The sequence below is a fragment of the Paraburkholderia caribensis genome, assembly GCF_002902945.1.
GTDB classification, from domain to species: Bacteria; Pseudomonadota; Gammaproteobacteria; order Burkholderiales; family Burkholderiaceae; genus Paraburkholderia; species Paraburkholderia caribensis.
Map to the genome: position 1 here is coordinate 113,844 of NZ_CP026104.1, position 16,908 is coordinate 130,751.

13 protein-coding genes and 4 pseudogenes are annotated in these 16,908 nt (G+C 57.8%); 7 read left to right on the forward strand and 10 right to left on the reverse strand.

What is annotated here, in order from left to right:
* Positions 1 to 743 precede the first annotated feature (743 nt).
* The 3 genes and pseudogenes from C2L66_RS39165 to C2L66_RS42470 all read left to right on the forward strand — a co-directional run bounded on the left by C2L66_RS39165 (position 744) and on the right by C2L66_RS42470 (position 3,896).
* Entirely contained in the window at positions 744 to 1,127 is a 384-nt protein-coding gene (locus tag C2L66_RS39165; protein WP_060610961.1) for a VOC family protein, read from the forward strand.
* A 119-nt stretch (positions 1,128 to 1,246) separates the two neighbouring features.
* Positions 1,247 to 2,701 (forward strand): MFS transporter, encoded by a 1,455-nt coding sequence (locus C2L66_RS39170; protein WP_233445141.1) that lies wholly within the window; start codon positions 1,247 to 1,249, stop codon positions 2,699 to 2,701.
* Between the two features lie 628 nt (positions 2,702 to 3,329).
* Positions 3,330 to 3,896, forward strand: a pseudogene (locus C2L66_RS42470) (ABC transporter ATP-binding protein).
* A 636-nt stretch (positions 3,897 to 4,532) separates the two neighbouring features.
* Here the strand turns inward: C2L66_RS42470 and C2L66_RS39190 are convergent.
* The 5 genes from C2L66_RS39190 to C2L66_RS39210 are packed head-to-tail and all read right to left on the reverse strand — an operon-like array spanning position 4,533 to position 9,086.
* Positions 4,533 to 5,678 (reverse strand): DSD1 family PLP-dependent enzyme, encoded by a 1,146-nt coding sequence (locus C2L66_RS39190; RefSeq protein ID WP_233445142.1) that lies wholly within the window; start codon positions 5,676 to 5,678, stop codon positions 4,533 to 4,535.
* Positions 5,675 to 6,922 carry an NAD(P)/FAD-dependent oxidoreductase gene (locus tag C2L66_RS39195; protein WP_060610970.1) on the reverse strand — a complete coding sequence of 416 codons (1,248 nt, stop codon included), beginning with the start codon at positions 6,920 to 6,922 and terminating at the stop codon, positions 5,675 to 5,677. The genes C2L66_RS39190 and C2L66_RS39195 overlap by 4 nt, the downstream gene beginning before the upstream one ends.
* The gene (locus tag C2L66_RS39200; RefSeq protein WP_063803419.1) at positions 6,923 to 7,591 is read right to left on the reverse strand and encodes an amino acid ABC transporter permease; all 669 of its coding nucleotides are present in this window, start codon (positions 7,589 to 7,591) and stop codon (positions 6,923 to 6,925) included.
* A complete protein-coding gene (locus C2L66_RS39205) occupies positions 7,588 to 8,232 on the reverse strand; it encodes an amino acid ABC transporter permease (RefSeq protein ID WP_233445143.1) in 645 nt (214 codons plus the stop codon). The genes C2L66_RS39200 and C2L66_RS39205 overlap by 4 nt, the downstream gene beginning before the upstream one ends.
* A gap of 23 nt (positions 8,233 to 8,255) precedes the next feature.
* Positions 8,256 to 9,086, reverse strand: a complete 831-nt coding sequence (locus tag C2L66_RS39210; protein WP_060610974.1) for an amino acid ABC transporter ATP-binding protein — start codon at positions 9,084 to 9,086, stop codon at positions 8,256 to 8,258.
* Between the two features lie 366 nt (positions 9,087 to 9,452).
* On the opposite strand from C2L66_RS39210, the gene C2L66_RS39215 reads away from it, so the two are divergent.
* Together C2L66_RS39215 and C2L66_RS39220 are read left to right on the forward strand one after the other, a co-directional pair.
* Positions 9,453 to 10,421, forward strand: coding sequence for a substrate-binding periplasmic protein (locus tag C2L66_RS39215; RefSeq protein ID WP_060610976.1), 969 nt, complete (start codon positions 9,453 to 9,455; stop codon positions 10,419 to 10,421).
* Positions 10,422 to 10,571: 150 nt separating this feature from the next.
* Positions 10,572 to 11,105: a TetR/AcrR family transcriptional regulator gene (locus tag C2L66_RS39220; RefSeq protein ID WP_060610978.1), complete on the forward strand. Its 534-nt coding sequence runs from the start codon at positions 10,572 to 10,574 to the stop codon at positions 11,103 to 11,105.
* 467 nt (positions 11,106 to 11,572) lie between these two features.
* On the opposite strand, the pseudogene C2L66_RS39225 reads toward C2L66_RS39220, so the two are convergent.
* Positions 11,573 to 11,962: pseudogene (locus tag C2L66_RS39225) on the reverse strand (IS110 family transposase); the annotation flags it as partial.
* An 893-nt stretch (positions 11,963 to 12,855) separates the two neighbouring features.
* Between C2L66_RS39225 and C2L66_RS41095 the strand changes: the two are divergent.
* Complete coding sequence (locus tag C2L66_RS41095; protein ID WP_148654672.1) at positions 12,856 to 13,155, forward strand: hypothetical protein; 300 nt, start codon at positions 12,856 to 12,858, stop codon at positions 13,153 to 13,155.
* A gap of 56 nt (positions 13,156 to 13,211) precedes the next feature.
* A complete protein-coding gene (locus C2L66_RS42475) occupies positions 13,212 to 13,499 on the forward strand; it encodes a transposase (RefSeq protein WP_082670588.1) in 288 nt (95 codons plus the stop codon).
* Between the two features lie 389 nt (positions 13,500 to 13,888).
* On the opposite strand, the pseudogene tnpC reads toward C2L66_RS42475, so the two are convergent.
* From tnpC to C2L66_RS42240, 4 genes and pseudogenes are all read right to left on the reverse strand, one after another.
* Positions 13,889 to 15,426: pseudogene (gene tnpC / locus C2L66_RS39235) on the reverse strand (IS66 family transposase).
* 77 nt (positions 15,427 to 15,503) lie between these two features.
* A pseudogene (gene tnpB / locus C2L66_RS41530) lies at positions 15,504 to 15,635 on the reverse strand (IS66 family insertion sequence element accessory protein TnpB); the annotation flags it as partial.
* 491 nt (positions 15,636 to 16,126) lie between these two features.
* Entirely contained in the window at positions 16,127 to 16,249 is a 123-nt protein-coding gene (locus C2L66_RS42235) for a hypothetical protein (protein WP_257722156.1), read from the reverse strand.
* Between the two features lie 254 nt (positions 16,250 to 16,503).
* A complete protein-coding gene (locus C2L66_RS42240; RefSeq protein WP_257722157.1) occupies positions 16,504 to 16,638 on the reverse strand; it encodes a hypothetical protein in 135 nt (44 codons plus the stop codon).
* Positions 16,639 to 16,908 lie beyond the last annotated feature (270 nt).

The following is a 16,908-nucleotide window of genomic DNA, read 5'->3' on the forward strand; positions in this document are numbered from 1 at the left end:
GTAAGCAGCGATTTTCAGCGAGTCCAATATCTTGCACAATGTTTGTAACACGAACATCTTGGATGACGGGAAGTGACACGTCCTTCCGATGGGGCACGGGTACCCGGCATTGAGGCGGTTCGTTGCTGCTGTCCACTCGCGCAACGTGCAATCGGTCTGCCCAGAACGGCGTTCTCCGGAGGTTTAGAGTGGGGCAGGCAAGCTCGTGATGAAGTGCGACCTGCCAATCGAGCATTCCCGGCTGGGCTAGGCGACCTGGCGGAGGGGGGAGTTGATCGGCTCTATGCGTCGGTCAACGTGCGTCAATGTCCATGGCGTTTCGCAGTCTCGATGTCATCCGCATGGCGTACCACCGCAGGTCGGGGCAGCGTTCTGTCTCGCGGCGGAGCGGTTACTGGACGTCGAGCTGATGCGCAATCACAAAATACTCGCGACCACGTTGGCGGCCCTGTGCGGAGGTATCGACTGTTTGACGCGTCGCTTGGCACGATCTGGGAGGCTGGCCAGACGCGCCCGTGTGAGCGATAGCACGCCAAGGAGCGACCCACATGCTACCGCTCGAGCGTTAAGAAGGGGCGCCAATCTCAGTGCCATTCCCGACACCGCTGTCTGGGCTCGCCGGATACGACGCGCCCAGCCGGTTGGTGAACGCCAAGTGTCGTCTTGATCTTTACCTCATGCCGCCTACGGGAGCCGATGGCGTTCCCGAACAGCGTGCTTCTGCAACACAAGGAGCCTGAAAGATGTCTTTGATTGACCACCTCGACCACCTCGTCCTTACCTGTGTCGATTCAGAAGCGACGAAGCACTTCTACACGAAGGTGATGCAGATGGAACTGGAATCGTTCGGCGCAGGTCGTCTGGCGTTTCGTTTCGGCAACCAAAAGATCAACCTCCACGTGCGGGGCTCAGAGTTCGAACCGAAGGCGCATGTGCCCGTGCCGGGTGCACTGGACCTGTGCTTCATTGCTTCCGTACCGCTCGCCGAGGTGATCGCTCATCTGGAATCCGTGCAGTGGCCGATCATCGAAGGGCCGGTGGAGCGCACTGGCGCCACGCAGAAAATTCGCTCGGTCTATGTCCGCGACCCGGATTTGAATCTCATCGAAATCTCGGAACTGCTGTAACGGAAGACGCGTGTTTGCGGCGCGGCCGGGGCGCGGCGTCGCTAGCAAATGAAGCAGGAACGTACCGGGCACGCAGATGGCCGGGCGACGCACGCCAAACATTTTCAGGAGACGATGTTATGAACAGTAACCAGATCGGATTGGACAACCGCTACGCGAGCCAGGCGCCCGGTGGCTCGCCTGTCGCTACCGAGACAGCTATCCTGACGGCCGGAGCCGCGCCCCGGGTGACACTCAGTAGTTTCATGGACGAGATGCCAGTGGGCTCGCTGCACCGCTTCGTCGTCTGGGTGATAGGCATCGGTCTGTTCTTCGACATGTACGAGATTTTCCTCGTGAGCTCGATTGGTGTGGCGTTACAGAACGAATTTGGACTCGACCGGCATTCACTCGATTTTAAGTTGTTGCTGGCTTCCGCGTTCATCGGCATGTTCATAGGCTCACTGTGCCTCGGCAGCCTCGCGGACCGGATTGGACGCCGCAACGCATTCGCCTTCAACTTGATCTGGTACAGCGCCTTTTCGTTGCTCGCCGCTTTTTCGGTCAACGCACAGATGCTGGTGATTTGCCGCTTCCTGACCGGCGTTGGGGTGGGCGCACTGTATCCGGTCGCCGATACATTCCTCTCCGAAATTCTGCCCAAAGAGCGGCGTGGGCGGCTCGCCGCATGGGCCTATACCACATCATATATTGCCGTGCCCGTGGTCGGTTTTCTGGCCGTGTGGCTCAATCCGCTTCACGTCGGAGCGGTGCCCGGATGGCGCATCATCCTCGCGCTAGGGAGCCTCGGCGGCGTATTTATGCTGATTGTCAGGCGCAAACTGCCGGAAAGTCCCCGCTGGCTGCTCTCGCAAGGGCGGGTGAAGGAGGCACATGATATGCTCCGCCGCTTCGCCGCTGCGGCCAGCGTTAGAGTGCCGCCGCTTGCCGACGGAAGCGCCCCGTGCATGCGTCCGGGCCTGCGCGAGAGGTTGGCGGTGCTGCGTCAAGCGCCCTACAGCAAGCGTTACACGATGCTTACGATTTTTCACCTGCTGCAGGGGTTTGGCTATTATGGGTTCGGTACGCTCGCGGCCCTCGTCGTGAAGAGCCGCGGCTTCGAAGTAACGGACAGCACACTGTTCATGGCGCTCTCATTCCTCGGTTACCCCGTAGGGTCGCTGCTCTCGATCCCGCTGATGAACTGGATCGAGCGGCGCACGCTCGTGATCGTCGCCGTACTGGGGATTGCGGTGTTTGGCATCGGTTTCGCGTATTCGAGCAATTCGGCAATGATCGTTTCATTCGGCGTACTGACGACATGTGCTTCAAACGTGTTCAGCAACGCCTACCACGTGTACCAAGCCGAGATCTTCCCGGCCCGCGTGAAGTCAACGGCAATCGGCACGACTTACGCGTTGTCGCGGATTGTCAGCGGTTCGCTGCCATTCGTTCTTCTGCCTGTCTTGACCAATCATGGCGCCGGTGCGATGTTCGGCGTGATCTCGGTCGCGCTCGTCACGGTAGCCATCGTTGTCCGGGCACTCGGACCGCTCACCACGCGCCGCAGCCAGGACGAAATCAACCCAGTGTAGCAAACCCGGCGTGTTTCGCCGCGCGGGCCTCGTGCATACGCGCCGACCCGGGATGGCCGGCAGCAGGACGGCGTGCTGGCGCAACCACAGGCTGCAAAATATGCTGTGGATCGGCGCCAAGAGAACGGCAAAACATGACTGGAGCGAGCATGGAAAGGCGCAGGCATTGGCCGGCAACTTGATCGATGCTATCGCGGCGTGCGTGGAGAGCAGACCCGCCAAGGTCGCGGCACAAAGGCAGCGGTGCGTTTCGGCCTGCGTAAGCGGGTAAACGTACGGTTTCAATGGGCGATTGAGCATCTGCGCGAGGTGCTCCGTCAGTGGTATCGCGTCAGAATTGCGCATCTCGTCGCGCCCGAATGCGATGCAAAAGTCGACGCCTCGCCCAACCGTCCGAGATCGGGATCAGCATGATGTCGCGTCCCGCGAGGCTCCGTGTTACTGCGGCTCGCGGCAGTACGCATGACGCTATGCCCGGCATCGACGAAGCTGACGATTGCCTCGAAGCTTGTCGCCTGTATGCTCAGCCGCAGCACATGCCCTAGCGCGGTTGCAACGTCCGTCAGCAGGCGCAGAATCGCGAATCGCGCTGCCGTGACTGGTGCCGACTAGCTCGTGGCCTGCGATCATGAGCGATGCATTAATCCTTCAGGTCCGCCACGTGTCGGTGCATTGCGATGGGCGTTCCATCCTTCGCGATGCCTCTTTTTCGTTGCGTCGCGGTCAGAGCAAAGGGCTCTTCGGCGAGTCGGGTTCCGGCAAATCAACGCTGTCGCACGCAATCGCTGGGCTGCGCCGTCGAGCTGGCGGTAGCATCGAGATCGATGGCGTCGCCCGGAACCCGCGTACTTCGCTTAGCGTTTGCGCAGGACGTCCAGATGGACTTCCAGGATCCCTATGATCGCTGCATCCACGGCATACGGTCGAAGTGACCCTGATGGAGCCGCTAGTGGTTCATCGGTGGGAGGGACGCGCGCGTCGCGTCGCCGAGGCGCTGGACGGCGTGGGCTTGCCACAAGCGGTCCTTAGGCGCTATCCACATCAACTGTCCGGGGGGCAACGTCAACGTGTTGCGATCGCACGAGCGTTGATGTTGCGCCCCAAGCTGCTCTTGCTCGACGAGCCCACTTCGGCGCTCCACGTCTCTGTGCAGGCGGAGGTCCTCAATCTACTCGTAGATCTTCGTGAAGCTTAGAATCTCAGTTATCTGATGGTCAGCCACAGTCTGCCCGTCGTCGCGCATCTGCGCGAGGATGTCCTGCTGATGAGGGGCGGGGAGACCGTCGGGTGCCGCGGCCGCGAGGCGTTGCCGCGGATGGGCCGGCTGGGCAGCAGCAGGCGGCCTCGTGTTCTGTCGCTTAACCCTTCGCGTGGAAATTGGGAGAGTCGAAGCCAGCGGCGGCAGTCGTCAAGCCTATGCGGGCCCGCCACCACCGTCGGTCTGATCTTCCGCTGGGGCGCCATAGTGAACGACGCCAGTTGGATCGGAGCAGGAATGCGAGGTCGGTTGTGAGATCGGCCGCGCACCATGTGCGCGCACAGTCGCAGCATGAGGTCCTGACACAATGGGATCTCGGGCAGCACTAGTCTGTAGCCGCTGCGCTGTTGTTACCTAAAAAAGACTTCGGACGCAGCGCGTCGTGGCCTACCATACCGAGGTGTGGAGGAGCGCTTCGGAACGACGGGCGCTCATCCGCTGCTGGATTGTGACATGTCTCCCTATGTTCATTCCATTCGATGCAAGAGATTCGATTGCCCATTCATTTTTCTTGGAAACGTGGGCAATTGCGGAGGCCGTTTGATGCGTCAAGGCATGCGTGGTCCGCGTGTCCTAATGGCTGGCTCCGCGAGCGGCGATTGGCCAGAGGGCCTCGACTCGGTCATTGCGTATGCAGACGAAAGTGTCGTGTAAATTCACTGTCGGGTCGCAATGAGAAGGCACAATCTTCAGGCGCATTCCGGGGAGCAACCTCGTTTCTGGTGAGATGGCCAACGTTCCGTGTTCATCCGAGGCCGATACGAACTGTATGTCATTGCGGTCATATATGGTCGGCAGGCCCTTCTCCGTTGAATACGACTTCAGCCCGGCGTTGAGTACCGCGCCCCCGGGTCGTGTAGCGCTCACCACAGTAGCAAGGACGAAAAGGCTCTGCTGGAATTCAGTGTAGGGAAGGTCTTTCTCGTCCTTCACGGCCGAATACTCCCCGTCCATAAATATATAGGAGCCGCATTGAAGTTCCGTCCACTGACCTGATTGCGTCTCCATTCTGAATGTGCCGGTGCCGCCGCCGCTCACCGTTCCGCAGCCCAAGCCGGCCCGCTGCAGGGCAAATTTTGTCGCCCGCACATGATTGGCGGCCTGAGCTATGGCGCGTTCGCGATCAACATGCAAGGGTAGGTGTTGCGCCCTTCCTTGATATGCTTGAATGCCTGAGAATCTCAGACCGGGCGCCCGAACTATTGCTGTAGCCAGCCCGGGCGCCTCATTGGGCGTCACGCCGCCGCGGCCCATCCCGACGTCGATCTCCACAAGACCGCACATTTCAACGGCGAGTTCGCACGCCGCGCGGGAAGCGTGTGCGATTTGCTCGTAAGAATCGAAGCACAAGGCGATGCGCGCAGTTTTTGCAAGCGCCGCAAGGCGAATGAGCTTTCGATTGTCCAGCAGTTGGTTTGTGACAAGGATGTCGGCGATGCCGCTATGGACGAGTACTTCAGCCTCGCCAACTGTTTGACAGCAAACGCCGCTGGCTCCCATCGCAACCTGCTGTAATGCTATCGCGGGGCACCGATGCGTTTTTGCATGCGGCCGCAAGCGAATATTCCGTAAAGCGGTGAAATCGGCCATCTTCTGGAGATTCTTTTCAAAAGCGTCGAGGTCGAGAAGCAGTGCTGGCGTGTCAATCTCGTCGATTGCATCTCCAACACGGGCGGGGACAAGGTGCATGGTCGTGGGCGGGTAGAGGAGACGCGTCACGCGGGCCGGCTTGCAGCAGCGGCTTCCGAAAACCGATAGGTGTAGTAGCTGGTGTACCGCTGGCTGCAACGGGCCTTGAGCTCGTCCTCCGTGAGTTGCGGTGTAAAGCGGTCGGGGGACATGTCGGAGATGTCAAACGTTGTGGTGCCGTGAACAATCAATTGGGCTAGCTGTTCTCCCAATGCAGGTGAAATGGACAGGCCGGCTACGTTGCAGCCCCCTATTACATATAGCCCGGGTACGCCGGGAATGGCGCCGACGATATGGTGTCCGTCAGCCGTCATTGTAGGAATGCCGCCCCGATGCTCGCGGATCTGTGCGTTCTTAAAAACAGGGAGTTGCTCAGCTACGTCATTCGCAAGGCGGCGCAAAATACCGATGTCCAGTTCTAGATTCTCCACACGAAAGTGAGGATCCGGCGCATCCATATTCAGCCACGTCGGGGACTTCTCGTAACCGCCAAGCAGCAGGCCGCCGCGGTCCGGCCGAACGCAAATGTTCGCATCGAGAATGCGGGTTATAGGCTGGGTGGGCTCGACGCCGGAAATGGGCGTCGTTACAAGCAACTGGTTGACGACCGGTATGATAGGCATCGCCCAGCCCGTCATTTTCGCGATGCGCCGTGCCCACCCGCCTGCTGCATCGACTACCGCTCGAGCGAGCAGTTCGCCTTGATCGGTGGAAACGCGCAACCTGCCGTTGCGTTCATCTGTGATCATCTGGACGCGTGTCCCTGCCAGCAACGTCGCGCCCCGCTTCTGCGCTGCTGCTGAATACCCGACCGGAATTTGGGCGGCCTCCAGATACAAGTCCGATGGCGTGAAGGATACGGCGCGGATGCCTCGTGGTACAAGAAAAGGCATCTTTTCGGCGGCTTCTTCGGCAGAAATGAGTTGTGTACCTACTCCGTACTGCTGTGCTTTCACGACGCGCTCCCGCAGCAGCTGCTCGTCTTCTACCAGGCGGGCAACGCTCATGCTGCCGGATTCGACGAACACGAGGGGTTCACCGGTTTCCTCTTTGAACTTCCTGATTTTCTGGACCGCATGAATGGCGAGTCTCGTCATGTTTTCCGTCTGCCGTGCCTGTCCAGTGAGGCCTGCTGCGCGCACAGAAGTTTGCGACGAAATCGCTGCCTGGTCTACGAGGCAAACATGACGCCCTAGCTGGGTGAGGTGAAACGCTGTACTGGCGCCTAGCGCGCCCGACCCGATGACTACGACATCGAAGATATTGGTATTCATTCAAGCTCCTGTTTGCGCGGTTCGCGCATAGCGTCTCTCCATCCAGCGGACCAAACAGGACAACGGGAAGGCGAGACAGAAGTAAGCTGCTCCAACTGCGACGTAAATCTGCAGAGGCATAAAGTATTCGCCAGTGAGGTCGCGTGCCTGTAGCATTAATTCAGGTGCCGCGATCAGCGATGCGACTGACGTGTCTTTCATCAAGGTGATCGCGAAATTCGCCATGGGTGGCAGCACAATGCGCAACGCTTGGGGAAAGATGACGTCACGGAAGACCTGGATGGGTGTCATGCCGAGCATTTGTGCGGCTTCCCATTGCCCATCATCCACTGCTTCGATACCTGACCGGTAAATTTCGGAAAGGTAAGCGGCACCATTTAGACCCAGACCGACTACGGCCGCGCCGACAGACCCGAAGCTGATCCCGATTGACGGCAAGGCAAAATAGATAAGCAAGAGTAATGTCAGGGCCGGCATGCCCCGGACGAGTTCAACGTAAGTGCGCGCAACAATCCGCGGGATGCGGGCTCGTGCTCTGCAGGCGAGCGCCAAGACGAGGCCGAATGCTAACGAGAGCAAAAAGGCCAGACACGTCAACCGAAGCGTTGCCATGGCGCCGGCAATCAGAGACGGCGACCATTGCGCGATCAGCTCAAGATTGTCGCTCACGGCAGCCTCCGCGTTTTGAGGCGTGCTTCGGCGGCTCTGGCAAGCGCAGCGAGGGGAAGGCTGAGCACGACGTATATCGCGGCAGCGAGCAGATAGACTGGACCGCTTAGGAAGGTGCGAGTGACCAGTTCGCGGGCTTGAAAGCTGAGTTCGGGCGCGGCCACAGCAGAAGCCAAGGTTGTGTCCTTCAGCAGCCCCACCGCGTAGTTGGCGAGCGATGGTAGTACGACTCTCATGGTCTGGGGCAGCAGCACGTAGCGCAAAGCGGCGCCATGCGTCATACCGATCATAGCGGCAGCTTCGCTCTGGCCTTTGGGAATGGATTGGAGGCCGGCGCGAAACACCTCTGAAAGATAGGCGCCACCATTGAGGCCGAAGCCTGCGACTGCAGCAGTGAAGGGATCCAAGCGAAGGCCGACTTGTGCGAGGCCGAAGTAAAGAATGAAGAGCTGAGGCAGCACCGGAATGCCGCGGAATACCTCAACATAAAGACGTATTACCGTACGTGGCAGACGCCGTGGAAACGATTCGAGGACAGCAAGTAACAATCCGATGCAGATGGCGACGACTAGGGACATCATCGAGATTTCGAGCGTCGTCAGTGCGCCGCTAAGGAGCGGCCCGATTAACTCGGGAAGCACGCGGGCGGCTCTTGACCAATCACTCATGCAACCCCCGAATGTCCGCCGCTTTGGCTAAATGTACCGAGCAAGGCGCGCGTTTTTGGATGCCGGGACCGTGCGATCTCCAGAGGGGTGCCGTCGTCGACGATGGTTCCTCCATCCATAACGACGATACGATCCGCCACCTCGAGCGCGAAGCGCATTTCGTGTGTAACTATAAGCATGGTCATGCCGTCCCGTGCGAGGTTGCGCATGACCGCCAGCACTTCCCCGACGAGCTCTGGGTCGAGCGCAGACGTTGCTTCGTCAAACAACATTAGCCGAGGATTTAATGCCAGCGCTCGCGCGATTGCGACGCGCTGTTGTTGCCCACCGGAAAGTTGGTCCGGCCATGCGTTTCCTTTGTCAGGCAGGCCAACCTTTGTGAGTAGGACCTGAGCGTTAGCGAGGGCCTCGCTACGTGACTGCTTGAGGACTTTAAGCGGGCCCAGCATTACGTTTTGCAGTGCGCTTAGGTGTGGGAATAGATTGAAGCGCTGAAAGACCATGCCGATGTGCGTGCGAGCCCGGGCCAGCTCACGCGCGGTCATTGGGCGTCGACCGTTGCTAGTGGCCATTTCCCCCATAGGCTCGCCAGCGATTGCGATCTCTCCTGAATCGGGCTTTTCCAGAAAGGCTACACAACGCAATAGCGTGGTCTTCCCCGATCCGCTGGAACCAATGAGCGCGACCTTCTGTCCTCTTGAGACGACAAGGTCCACCCCACCCAGCGCTTTGTGATTCCCAAAAGACTTGGTAATTCCGCGCATCTCAAGCAAAGGTGCTGCCTGTCCCTCGCTGGCGGCGGGTGGAAGATCTTGGGGCATGTTCATCTGGTTTCCTCTGCATCCCCACCGCGACAGCCCGCCGCCATTGCACAGCGGGGAAATTTGACGCCAGACGTGTATCCGCAATGCGCAATGACCACCTAAACCTCCCTAAGGAATTTAGTTTCTGTACGATTGGTATAGAAACGGTATTCAACAAAAAAATGAATGTCAACCGGTACGAAGATGTTTCGTCCGCGTCGACACACGACAGGCCGAGGTTTTCGATTGACACGGCGTTTATGACGTGACCAAATGGGCAAACCTTGTGGTACAGGAAGTTATCGAAGCGGTGCCTTTGATCATTTAGGCATACGTCAATGCGAGCAATCAGCGCATCGACTTCTCACTGAACAACATAGGAGCTGTTTAATGAAGACCTTCCCTCCGATGTCAAAGTGCAACAGTCTCGCGCGGCGATCATTCCTCGCCCGCGCGACCGCGATGACGTTGGGCGGTGCGCTGCCGGGGCTTGTCAGAGCGACATCGTTGCCGTCATTAAAACCGGTCGTGCCTGGCGTGCTTACGATTGCAATGGATGGCGATATGCCATGTACCGGCATTAAGGACGGGAAGATCATCGGTGCCGATGGCGAAATGATTTCGTTGGTTGCGAACCGCCTCGGACTAGTACCGAAGCCGGCACTTATGGACTGGGCTTCCACCATCGAGTCGGTGCGCACTGGGCGAGCGGACGTTACTTTGGGGAACATGGGGTGGACTGCGGCACGCGCGCAGATTGTCGCATTGACCGACGCGCTCTATTTCACGGCGCACTATGTGCTTACCCGTTCGAATATGCTATCGGTGGAAAAGGTCGGGCTAGCCGACTTGCGAGGGCATTCGGTCGGCACGCTGACTGGTGTGACGATAGTCGGAGAACTCAAACGCATCCCTGGTACCACAGACGTCAAGCTCTACGACACGTCGGATGCCTGCATTGCGGATGTGCGTGCCGGCCGATTGGACTTTGCTTTCCTCGATGGCCCGATCGTCGGCTATATGATCCAGCAGAATCCGACCTGGAATCTCAAACTGATACCCATCACCCCGTTCGACGGCTTCAAGGTGCTGGGAACAAAGCAGTACTCGGTCATCGGCATGAATGGCGAAAATCCGGACCTCTTCGACGCGGTGAATGCCGGAGTCAAGTGGCTTTGGCGCACCAAGGAAAACACCCGGATACTTCAGAAGTACGGTATGACAAGTTCAACCTATCTTGTGCCACCGACGTCGAACCCTCGTGTCGGCATTGATCGGGACGGTAACGACGCTGTCTCTGGCAGATGGGCGCACAACGTCAAAGATTTCTCGGCGTCGTTTGCAGCAGCCGCGACATAAGTCTGTCTGTGATTTAGCCTTTATTGACGTGCGAGTACAATGCCACAAACCATCCGTTAAGTTTCACAGGTCGGCATGAAAATAACTTCGTCAAAAGTTTTACCAGAACGCTCCTCGGTTATCGGACGTCCGAGTGCACGCAACTCTATCTTGGAAGTTGCGATCCAGCTCATTCAAGAAGCCGGCGTGGAGGCCTTGACATATGAAGCCTTGGCCGAGCGGGCCGGTATGACGAAGGGGGGCGTACTCTATCATTTTCCGAACCGCGAGGAGTTGAATCGGGCGGTCAGGGAATACGTGCGCGAGCGTTACCGGGCCGCAAGATGGGAGTCAACGGAACGCTTACCACCTGGGCCGTCGCGCAATTTGAAGGGTTGGGCGATGTCCTCCTTGCACAATAGGTCTCGACTCGATGCGGTCAGTGCCAAGATCATGACCTCTGGGATGTGGGACGCCGATGAAGGCAGGGCGCACCACCTAGAACGATTCGGTCGTATCAGCAAGGGAGTTGGCTTTGATCGGGCGGCTGTAGTTTATCTCGCGACGGAGGGGCTTTGGTTCCTGGAACTCGCCGGATTTTCGCCATTCACGAAGAAAGAGCGCAAACATATCGTTTCCCTGCTGCTGGAACTCGCCGATGGAGCAGAGATTGGTGAAGCAGCCGCGAGCAAGAAGGATAGGTAATGCGTTGTGTGCACAGCCGTCGGGGCTAACGCTTTGCCTAGCAAGCTTGGATGGCATGGAGGTTGGTTGCGGGACTTATGCATGGAATCGTGCTGTTTGCCAAATGCCCGGGCCTACAGCGGCCAAGTGGTGGATGGCAAGTTTGCGTTCCGCCGGTTTATGACACTGCCATTCCTAGCCCGAACGGTCTCTGTGCGGCGGCTCCTTGCTAAATTGGCTGCTTCAAGAGTTTTAAGTCTGCGCAGGTTCTCGTAGAGCGCCGCTAGGTGGGCACTGTCTAGTACAACCTCGCAATAGAATTGCTTGCAAAGGATTGCCCAGCTGATCTGGCTGTTGCTTGGGCACGACGGGCTTGAAGATACAAACCGCCCGTATGACTGGATGGTCGGTCGTGCACGAGTGCCGTTCTTCTTCTCGTTAGTACAAGTGGTCTCATCCGGGGCAAACAGGTAGGGCCGTCGACGATAGATCGTTCGAAACTTGACGAGCAACGAGCGCATAAGATGAAGGCTTAGCATCACTTGCTGATCCTCTGTCTCGGCGGCAACGGTGCGCATGCCGGGTTGCTGCACTTCAGTTCAGATTCCCCGCGCGTCCGCCGCGTCGGTCTTGTTCGGTTTGCACAAAAGGTCGAATGAACTGAGCGTGTAACCGCACCACTTCGTGTCCGAGCGCCCACCAGTGAGCACACTTCCGCAAGCTTCGAGGGCGACGCGGGCGGCAGGGCGCTGCGCCAGAAATGCAACCATATCTTCACGTCAAAACTTGCGATTCGCAATCTCGCCAGTTTGGGCGTCGACCCAATACATCTGGAACGCCCGTTTTGCAATGTCGAGTCCGTATGTCGTTGCATTCATCGGGGGCCTCCGTTCCTCAAGTGGTTGTGTCGCAACACTACCAATTTGGCACATTGATGCCATTCGGTCCTGGAGCCCCGCAATCGTGCCGAATTCCCCGGAGGGAGGGCGGTGTCCATTCCATCTCGGCCAGCATGGTCAGGATGAAGCGCCTGCGCGCACACCTAACTGACTCGCGTCGGCAGGAAATTGTGTGGCCAATCGCTTTGCGATACTCAAAAGTCGGGAGCAGATGGCGTGAAACTCGTCGGACAGCGTCAACGCATTGCTGCCATCGGGCCACCGTCGCCGTACGACTCACGGTCAGACGATAATCGTCGTGTTCTGGACGCGACACAAGCGTGAATCGGTTGCCACTGGTATTGCGTTCGACCCTGACTGTCGTCGCTTTGCCAAAGGCCGACAGGTTGTACATCATGACGGCTGTTTTTGAAACGGGGAAAGCGAGGCGATCATCGCATGCCTCGCGAGAATCTGTGTCGACGATGTACAAGACTACGGCGTCGGGCGACCCCGCCCGCTGGAGACGCGACGCTGCAAACGGAGAAATCGCATCCCGCATGGCGCGTGCATCGCACAACGCTTCTACGGCCAATAAAAAGCGTTTGCGATTGCACATACAGAATTATTCTCTGGGTTCTATGCGAGTACTTAACCTGTATGTTTGAGTATTACTAACACCTACTTCTTTATCTTAGTCAAAAGTGAGTCAAAATCGTGTACTCCACGAGCATCGCCCCGAACTACCGCCTCCCGCGCGACTCTAGCGGGGGAAATCCGGGTCGGTGATATGTTGCTTATCATCTACGTCTATATTATTTTGACACCAGAGGTGTCCTAAGGCATCCGAGCCATAGTGGCCCAATTGAGAGGGTTTTTCCGAGGAAACAAACATGGACCTGATCGTAGAGAACGACGTTCGGCACATTCGCTATGTCATGCGTGCTTCAATCGTCGCTTGCGCGCCCAATTTGGCATTGACGGCGTATTGGCGTCAAAGAGTGACCGGTTTATTCGAACAGGATGAAATCTCGGAGTTGCAACGACGGGATTTGTGTTCGCTACTTGAAGAACTAGACCGAATCGAAGTCGAGTGTGAGGCGGCCAGGTCTGAGCGTCTGCGAAGTGCACGCCCGCTACTGCATCTTATTACTACCGATCATGATTCGTACGTTCAAGGCGGAGCAATCTAACGTTTGACGTTCCATAAATAGTTGGGTAAGAGAAACGGAATTCCTCGGGGGTTTCTATGTACGGGATAGAGGCACAATGGAAGTTTGCGTTGTCGGATGAGCATTGGAATTTTGTCGAAGACCTTTTTGAATCGGATGTTTCGCGGACGAAGCGGGGTAGGCGGCGTTCTGACTTTCGAGCGATACTCAATGCGGTCTTGTGGATTGAGATGACCGGAGCTAGCTGGAAGCATCTACCTTCCCATTACCCACCAACTCAGACTTGCTACAAACGATACATCGCATGGCGGCAAGATGGCACACTACAGAAAGTTCTAGAGAGGCTGGGGGCTACGCCCCAGTAGCCTGCATCCGAAAAGCGGCTTCTCGGTTCGTCAACAATGATTTAGCCGTGTCTAGCAAGTGGAACCTGTCACCTCCGCAGACGTAGAGCGAAGTAAAGTCGTCACCAAAAACGAAGTAAAGTCGTCGCCCCCCGGTTTTGCGTATCGCGCATGGCGGCTTTGGGGCGTCGATCAATGCAGGCTTCTCAAGCGCAGACTTGCTACCTGAGCACACGGGTTACCGGGCGCGGCTTTCGATGTCAAGGCAAAAGCTGCCGACCATGCGAATATGAAAACGTTGCGCGACGGGAATACGATGTTGTTTGCACATCGCTGGGGAACCTCTGCAAAACATCCTAGCATTGCCGTGAGCGTGGTAGCAGTGACGTCTTGACTGCAGAGCACGATGTTCATACTGAGCTGCGGAGCTGATCGGCGACGACCCACGGGGCGAGTTCGTCGATGCGGTTATTTGCATGGTCGCCGGCGCGTGCTAGCACGTAGCGCAGATACGCCTCAAGTTTGATGCCATTGAGTTTTGCGGTGCCAACAAGGCTGTAGATGGCAGTTCGCCGCCAGTGTCTGCTCATGCAAACGGATAGTTATGCCGACCGATGGCTACCCCGCGTAGTGCACACTCGACTGGCAGATTGTCGATTTCGAGCTGGCGGTCATCGCGATAGCGTGTGAGCGCTTCTCATCGGTTCAATGCATAGAGGATCGCCTGACTCGTATCCGATTTGCGCGAGAGCGCTTCCAGCGTCGTGGTGAGCCACGCATGGAAGCGATCGAGCAGCGGCCTCGCATGCTCCTGGCGATGCGCACGGCGCTCGTCAGGTCGTTTTCTCCGGATCGTTTCTTCAATCCTGGATAGCGCGCCGATATGCTCGAGCGCTTTGGTGTTCAATGCATTGGGGCGCGCTGCGTGTAGTTCATAGAACTTTCGTTGAGCGTGCGTCCAGAAAGCCGCTTCCGTGACGCGCCCGGTTTCGTAAATGGCCCGATATCCGCCGTACGCGTCGGCTTGCAGCGTGCCGTTGAACGACTCGAAGTGCTGCTGCGGATGGACGCCCTTGCGATCCGGCCTATAGACAAACCAGACCGCTGGCGGCGTCACGTCGGCCGACGCACGATCATCGCACACGTACACCCACAAGCGACCGGTCTTCGTCTTGCCGTTGCCCGGTGCAAGCACGGGAACCCGTGTGTCGTCGGCGTGCAGTTTCGTCGCCGACATCACGTGACGACATAGTGATTCAAAGAGCGGCTGCAGTGGCGTCGCCGCGTGCCCGACCCACTTGGCAAGCAGCGAGCGATCAAGCTCGACGCCTTCCCGCGCGTACATGACCGACTGCCGGTAAAGCGGCACGTGATCTGCGAACTTCGAGACCAGCGCGTGTGCCAACAGTCCGGGACCGGCGAGACCGCGTTCGATCGGGCGGCTCGGTGCCGGCGCCTGAGAGATGTGGTCGCAACACACGCATGCAAACTTCGGGCGGACATGACGAATGACCCGGAAGCTTGCCGGTACGTACTCAAGCTGCTCGGCGACGTCTTCGCCCAGCGACTTCATCAGGCCACCACACTGCGTGCATTTCCCGGCGGATTCGGGCAAGTGTGTCTGGATCTCACGCGGCAGATGTCCGGGCAGTGGCTTGCGTGATGCTTGTTCCACGGCCGTGTGCGGCGTCTTCGGGATCTCGGCCGGCGCTGCACCTTCGTCAGTCTCAAGCTCTTCGAGACGCAGTTCGAGTTGCTCGATCTGACGGTCCAGCTTCTCCGACTTGCGACCGAACTGCATACGGCGCAGCTTGGCAATGAGCAGCTTGAGGTGATCGACTTCCGCTGCGCGCGAAGCCAATGCGGCTCGTTGCGAGTTGACCGTTTCCTGCAGTTTGAGCAGTTGTGCGTCGCGCTCGCGCAGTGCCGCTTCCTGGCTGAGCAGCATGGCCTTCAGCGTTTCGACATCGTCGGGAAGTGGGTTCTCGCGCGTCATTCAGGCAGTTTACGCGCCGGCAACGACGTTTACAACGCTGAAGTCGGACGTGCAGTTCTCGTCGGTTGCCGCCAGTCGATGCCTTCCAGTAGCATCGATAGTTGCGCCGGGCTCAGGCAAATCACGCCGCCGTCGGCTTGAGGCCATACGAAGCGCCCCTTCTCAAGTCGCTTTCACGCGTGCCGACAGGAAGACCGATCACGTCTCAGCCTCCGCCGCGGCACGCAACGTACGTAACACAACACGCAGCGTGGCCGCGTCGGGCGTGCCCTCAATACGCTCGCGTGCGGGCTTTGCTAGTTTAAGCCGAAACTCGATGGGGCGGTTGGGGGTACCTTTACGCGTCCGTCTCGCTGCTGATGCGATCTCAGTTGACAAAGTAGTCTCCGCCACTCGTTTAGTGGGGCCTACTGTGTCAACTTTGGCGCCATCGGTCTAGACGGTGCGCGAGCAACGCTTACGAAGCGGGCGCGTCGTCGCCAAATTCCCCATGTGAGAATCGGCTTGCATGGTCGGATTGTCGCCCTCGTCGTCATATCTAAGTGTAGATGCCGTGAAGAGGGAGGCCCGCTTGAGAAGATGCACATCTGACGTCCTGCGGCCCTCTCGCGCTTATTTCGCGATCCGCGGGCGACCGGTCTCAGAATAGCGCTTAAGGAACGTCGCTGGCGAGTTGCAGATGCGCATGGGGATTGTCCGCGCCGACGGAGATAAGGATGACAATGGGAGGAACATCGTTGATGCGAGGATCCAAATCCGCGCCAATGGTAATCACGACCTTTCCTCGATACCAGCAACGCATGCTCCTGAAGGATGGCGACCATGAGTTGGTTCCGATGCCGCGCCGGACACCAGTGCAATCAACGATATGTGGTGGACTACTGCACCGATGGGGGAATACGTCGTTTTAGGTCGCATCGTGGGGCAGTGACGCGTAACGGACGCGGACTGTTAGCGCGGACGTTTCCGATCCGATCTGGCGAAAGAACACGGTCAGCAACACTACCGGCGCAGGCACTGGTTGCTAGGCTAAATCAATGCACTAAGGGCTTCTTTGGCGAAAATTTCACGAACCTCGGCCAGCCCGTATCGCCCGCCGTGCTCCATTTGAAATAAAAGCGCCCATTCATCCACGAGCAGGCCAAAATCTCCGTCGCGCTTCAATTTAGAATTTTCGACCCGCTTAATGCGTATCGAGTAATTTATATCGGTACGGCATAAACTCGATTCCGATTTTATTGTGTAGTGATTCAATACTGAGTCAGACGGGAGTAAATACTTGATGAGGACGATTATCTTTGTATATGCTGGCGATACTAACGAAGCTAACAAACATAACTGAGGGAACGAAGCTACCGAGGGGTCCAAAAATGCGCTATTCCTGACCGTTCGCGATTCTCCATCCAATATCCGTTTTAGCTAAATGACGCTGCG

Bases quoted from the DNA above. Each gene is read 5' to 3' on its own strand.
- C2L66_RS39165 (WP_060610961.1), top strand. From the start codon at position 744: ATGTCTTTGATTGACCACCTCGACCACCTCGTCCTTACCTGTGTCGAT.
- C2L66_RS39170 (WP_233445141.1), top strand. From the start codon at position 1,247: ATGAACAGTAACCAGATCGGATTGGACAACCGCTACGCGAGCCAGGCG.
- C2L66_RS39195 (WP_060610970.1), bottom strand. From the start codon at position 6,922: ATGAATACCAATATCTTCGATGTCGTAGTCATCGGGTCGGGCGCGCTA.
- C2L66_RS39210 (WP_060610974.1), bottom strand. From the start codon at position 9,086: ATGAACATGCCCCAAGATCTTCCACCCGCCGCCAGCGAGGGACAGGCA.
- C2L66_RS39215 (WP_060610976.1), top strand. From the start codon at position 9,453: ATGAAGACCTTCCCTCCGATGTCAAAGTGCAACAGTCTCGCGCGGCGA.
- C2L66_RS41095 (WP_148654672.1), top strand. From the start codon at position 12,856: ATGGACCTGATCGTAGAGAACGACGTTCGGCACATTCGCTATGTCATG.
- C2L66_RS42475 (WP_082670588.1), top strand. From the start codon at position 13,212: ATGTACGGGATAGAGGCACAATGGAAGTTTGCGTTGTCGGATGAGCAT.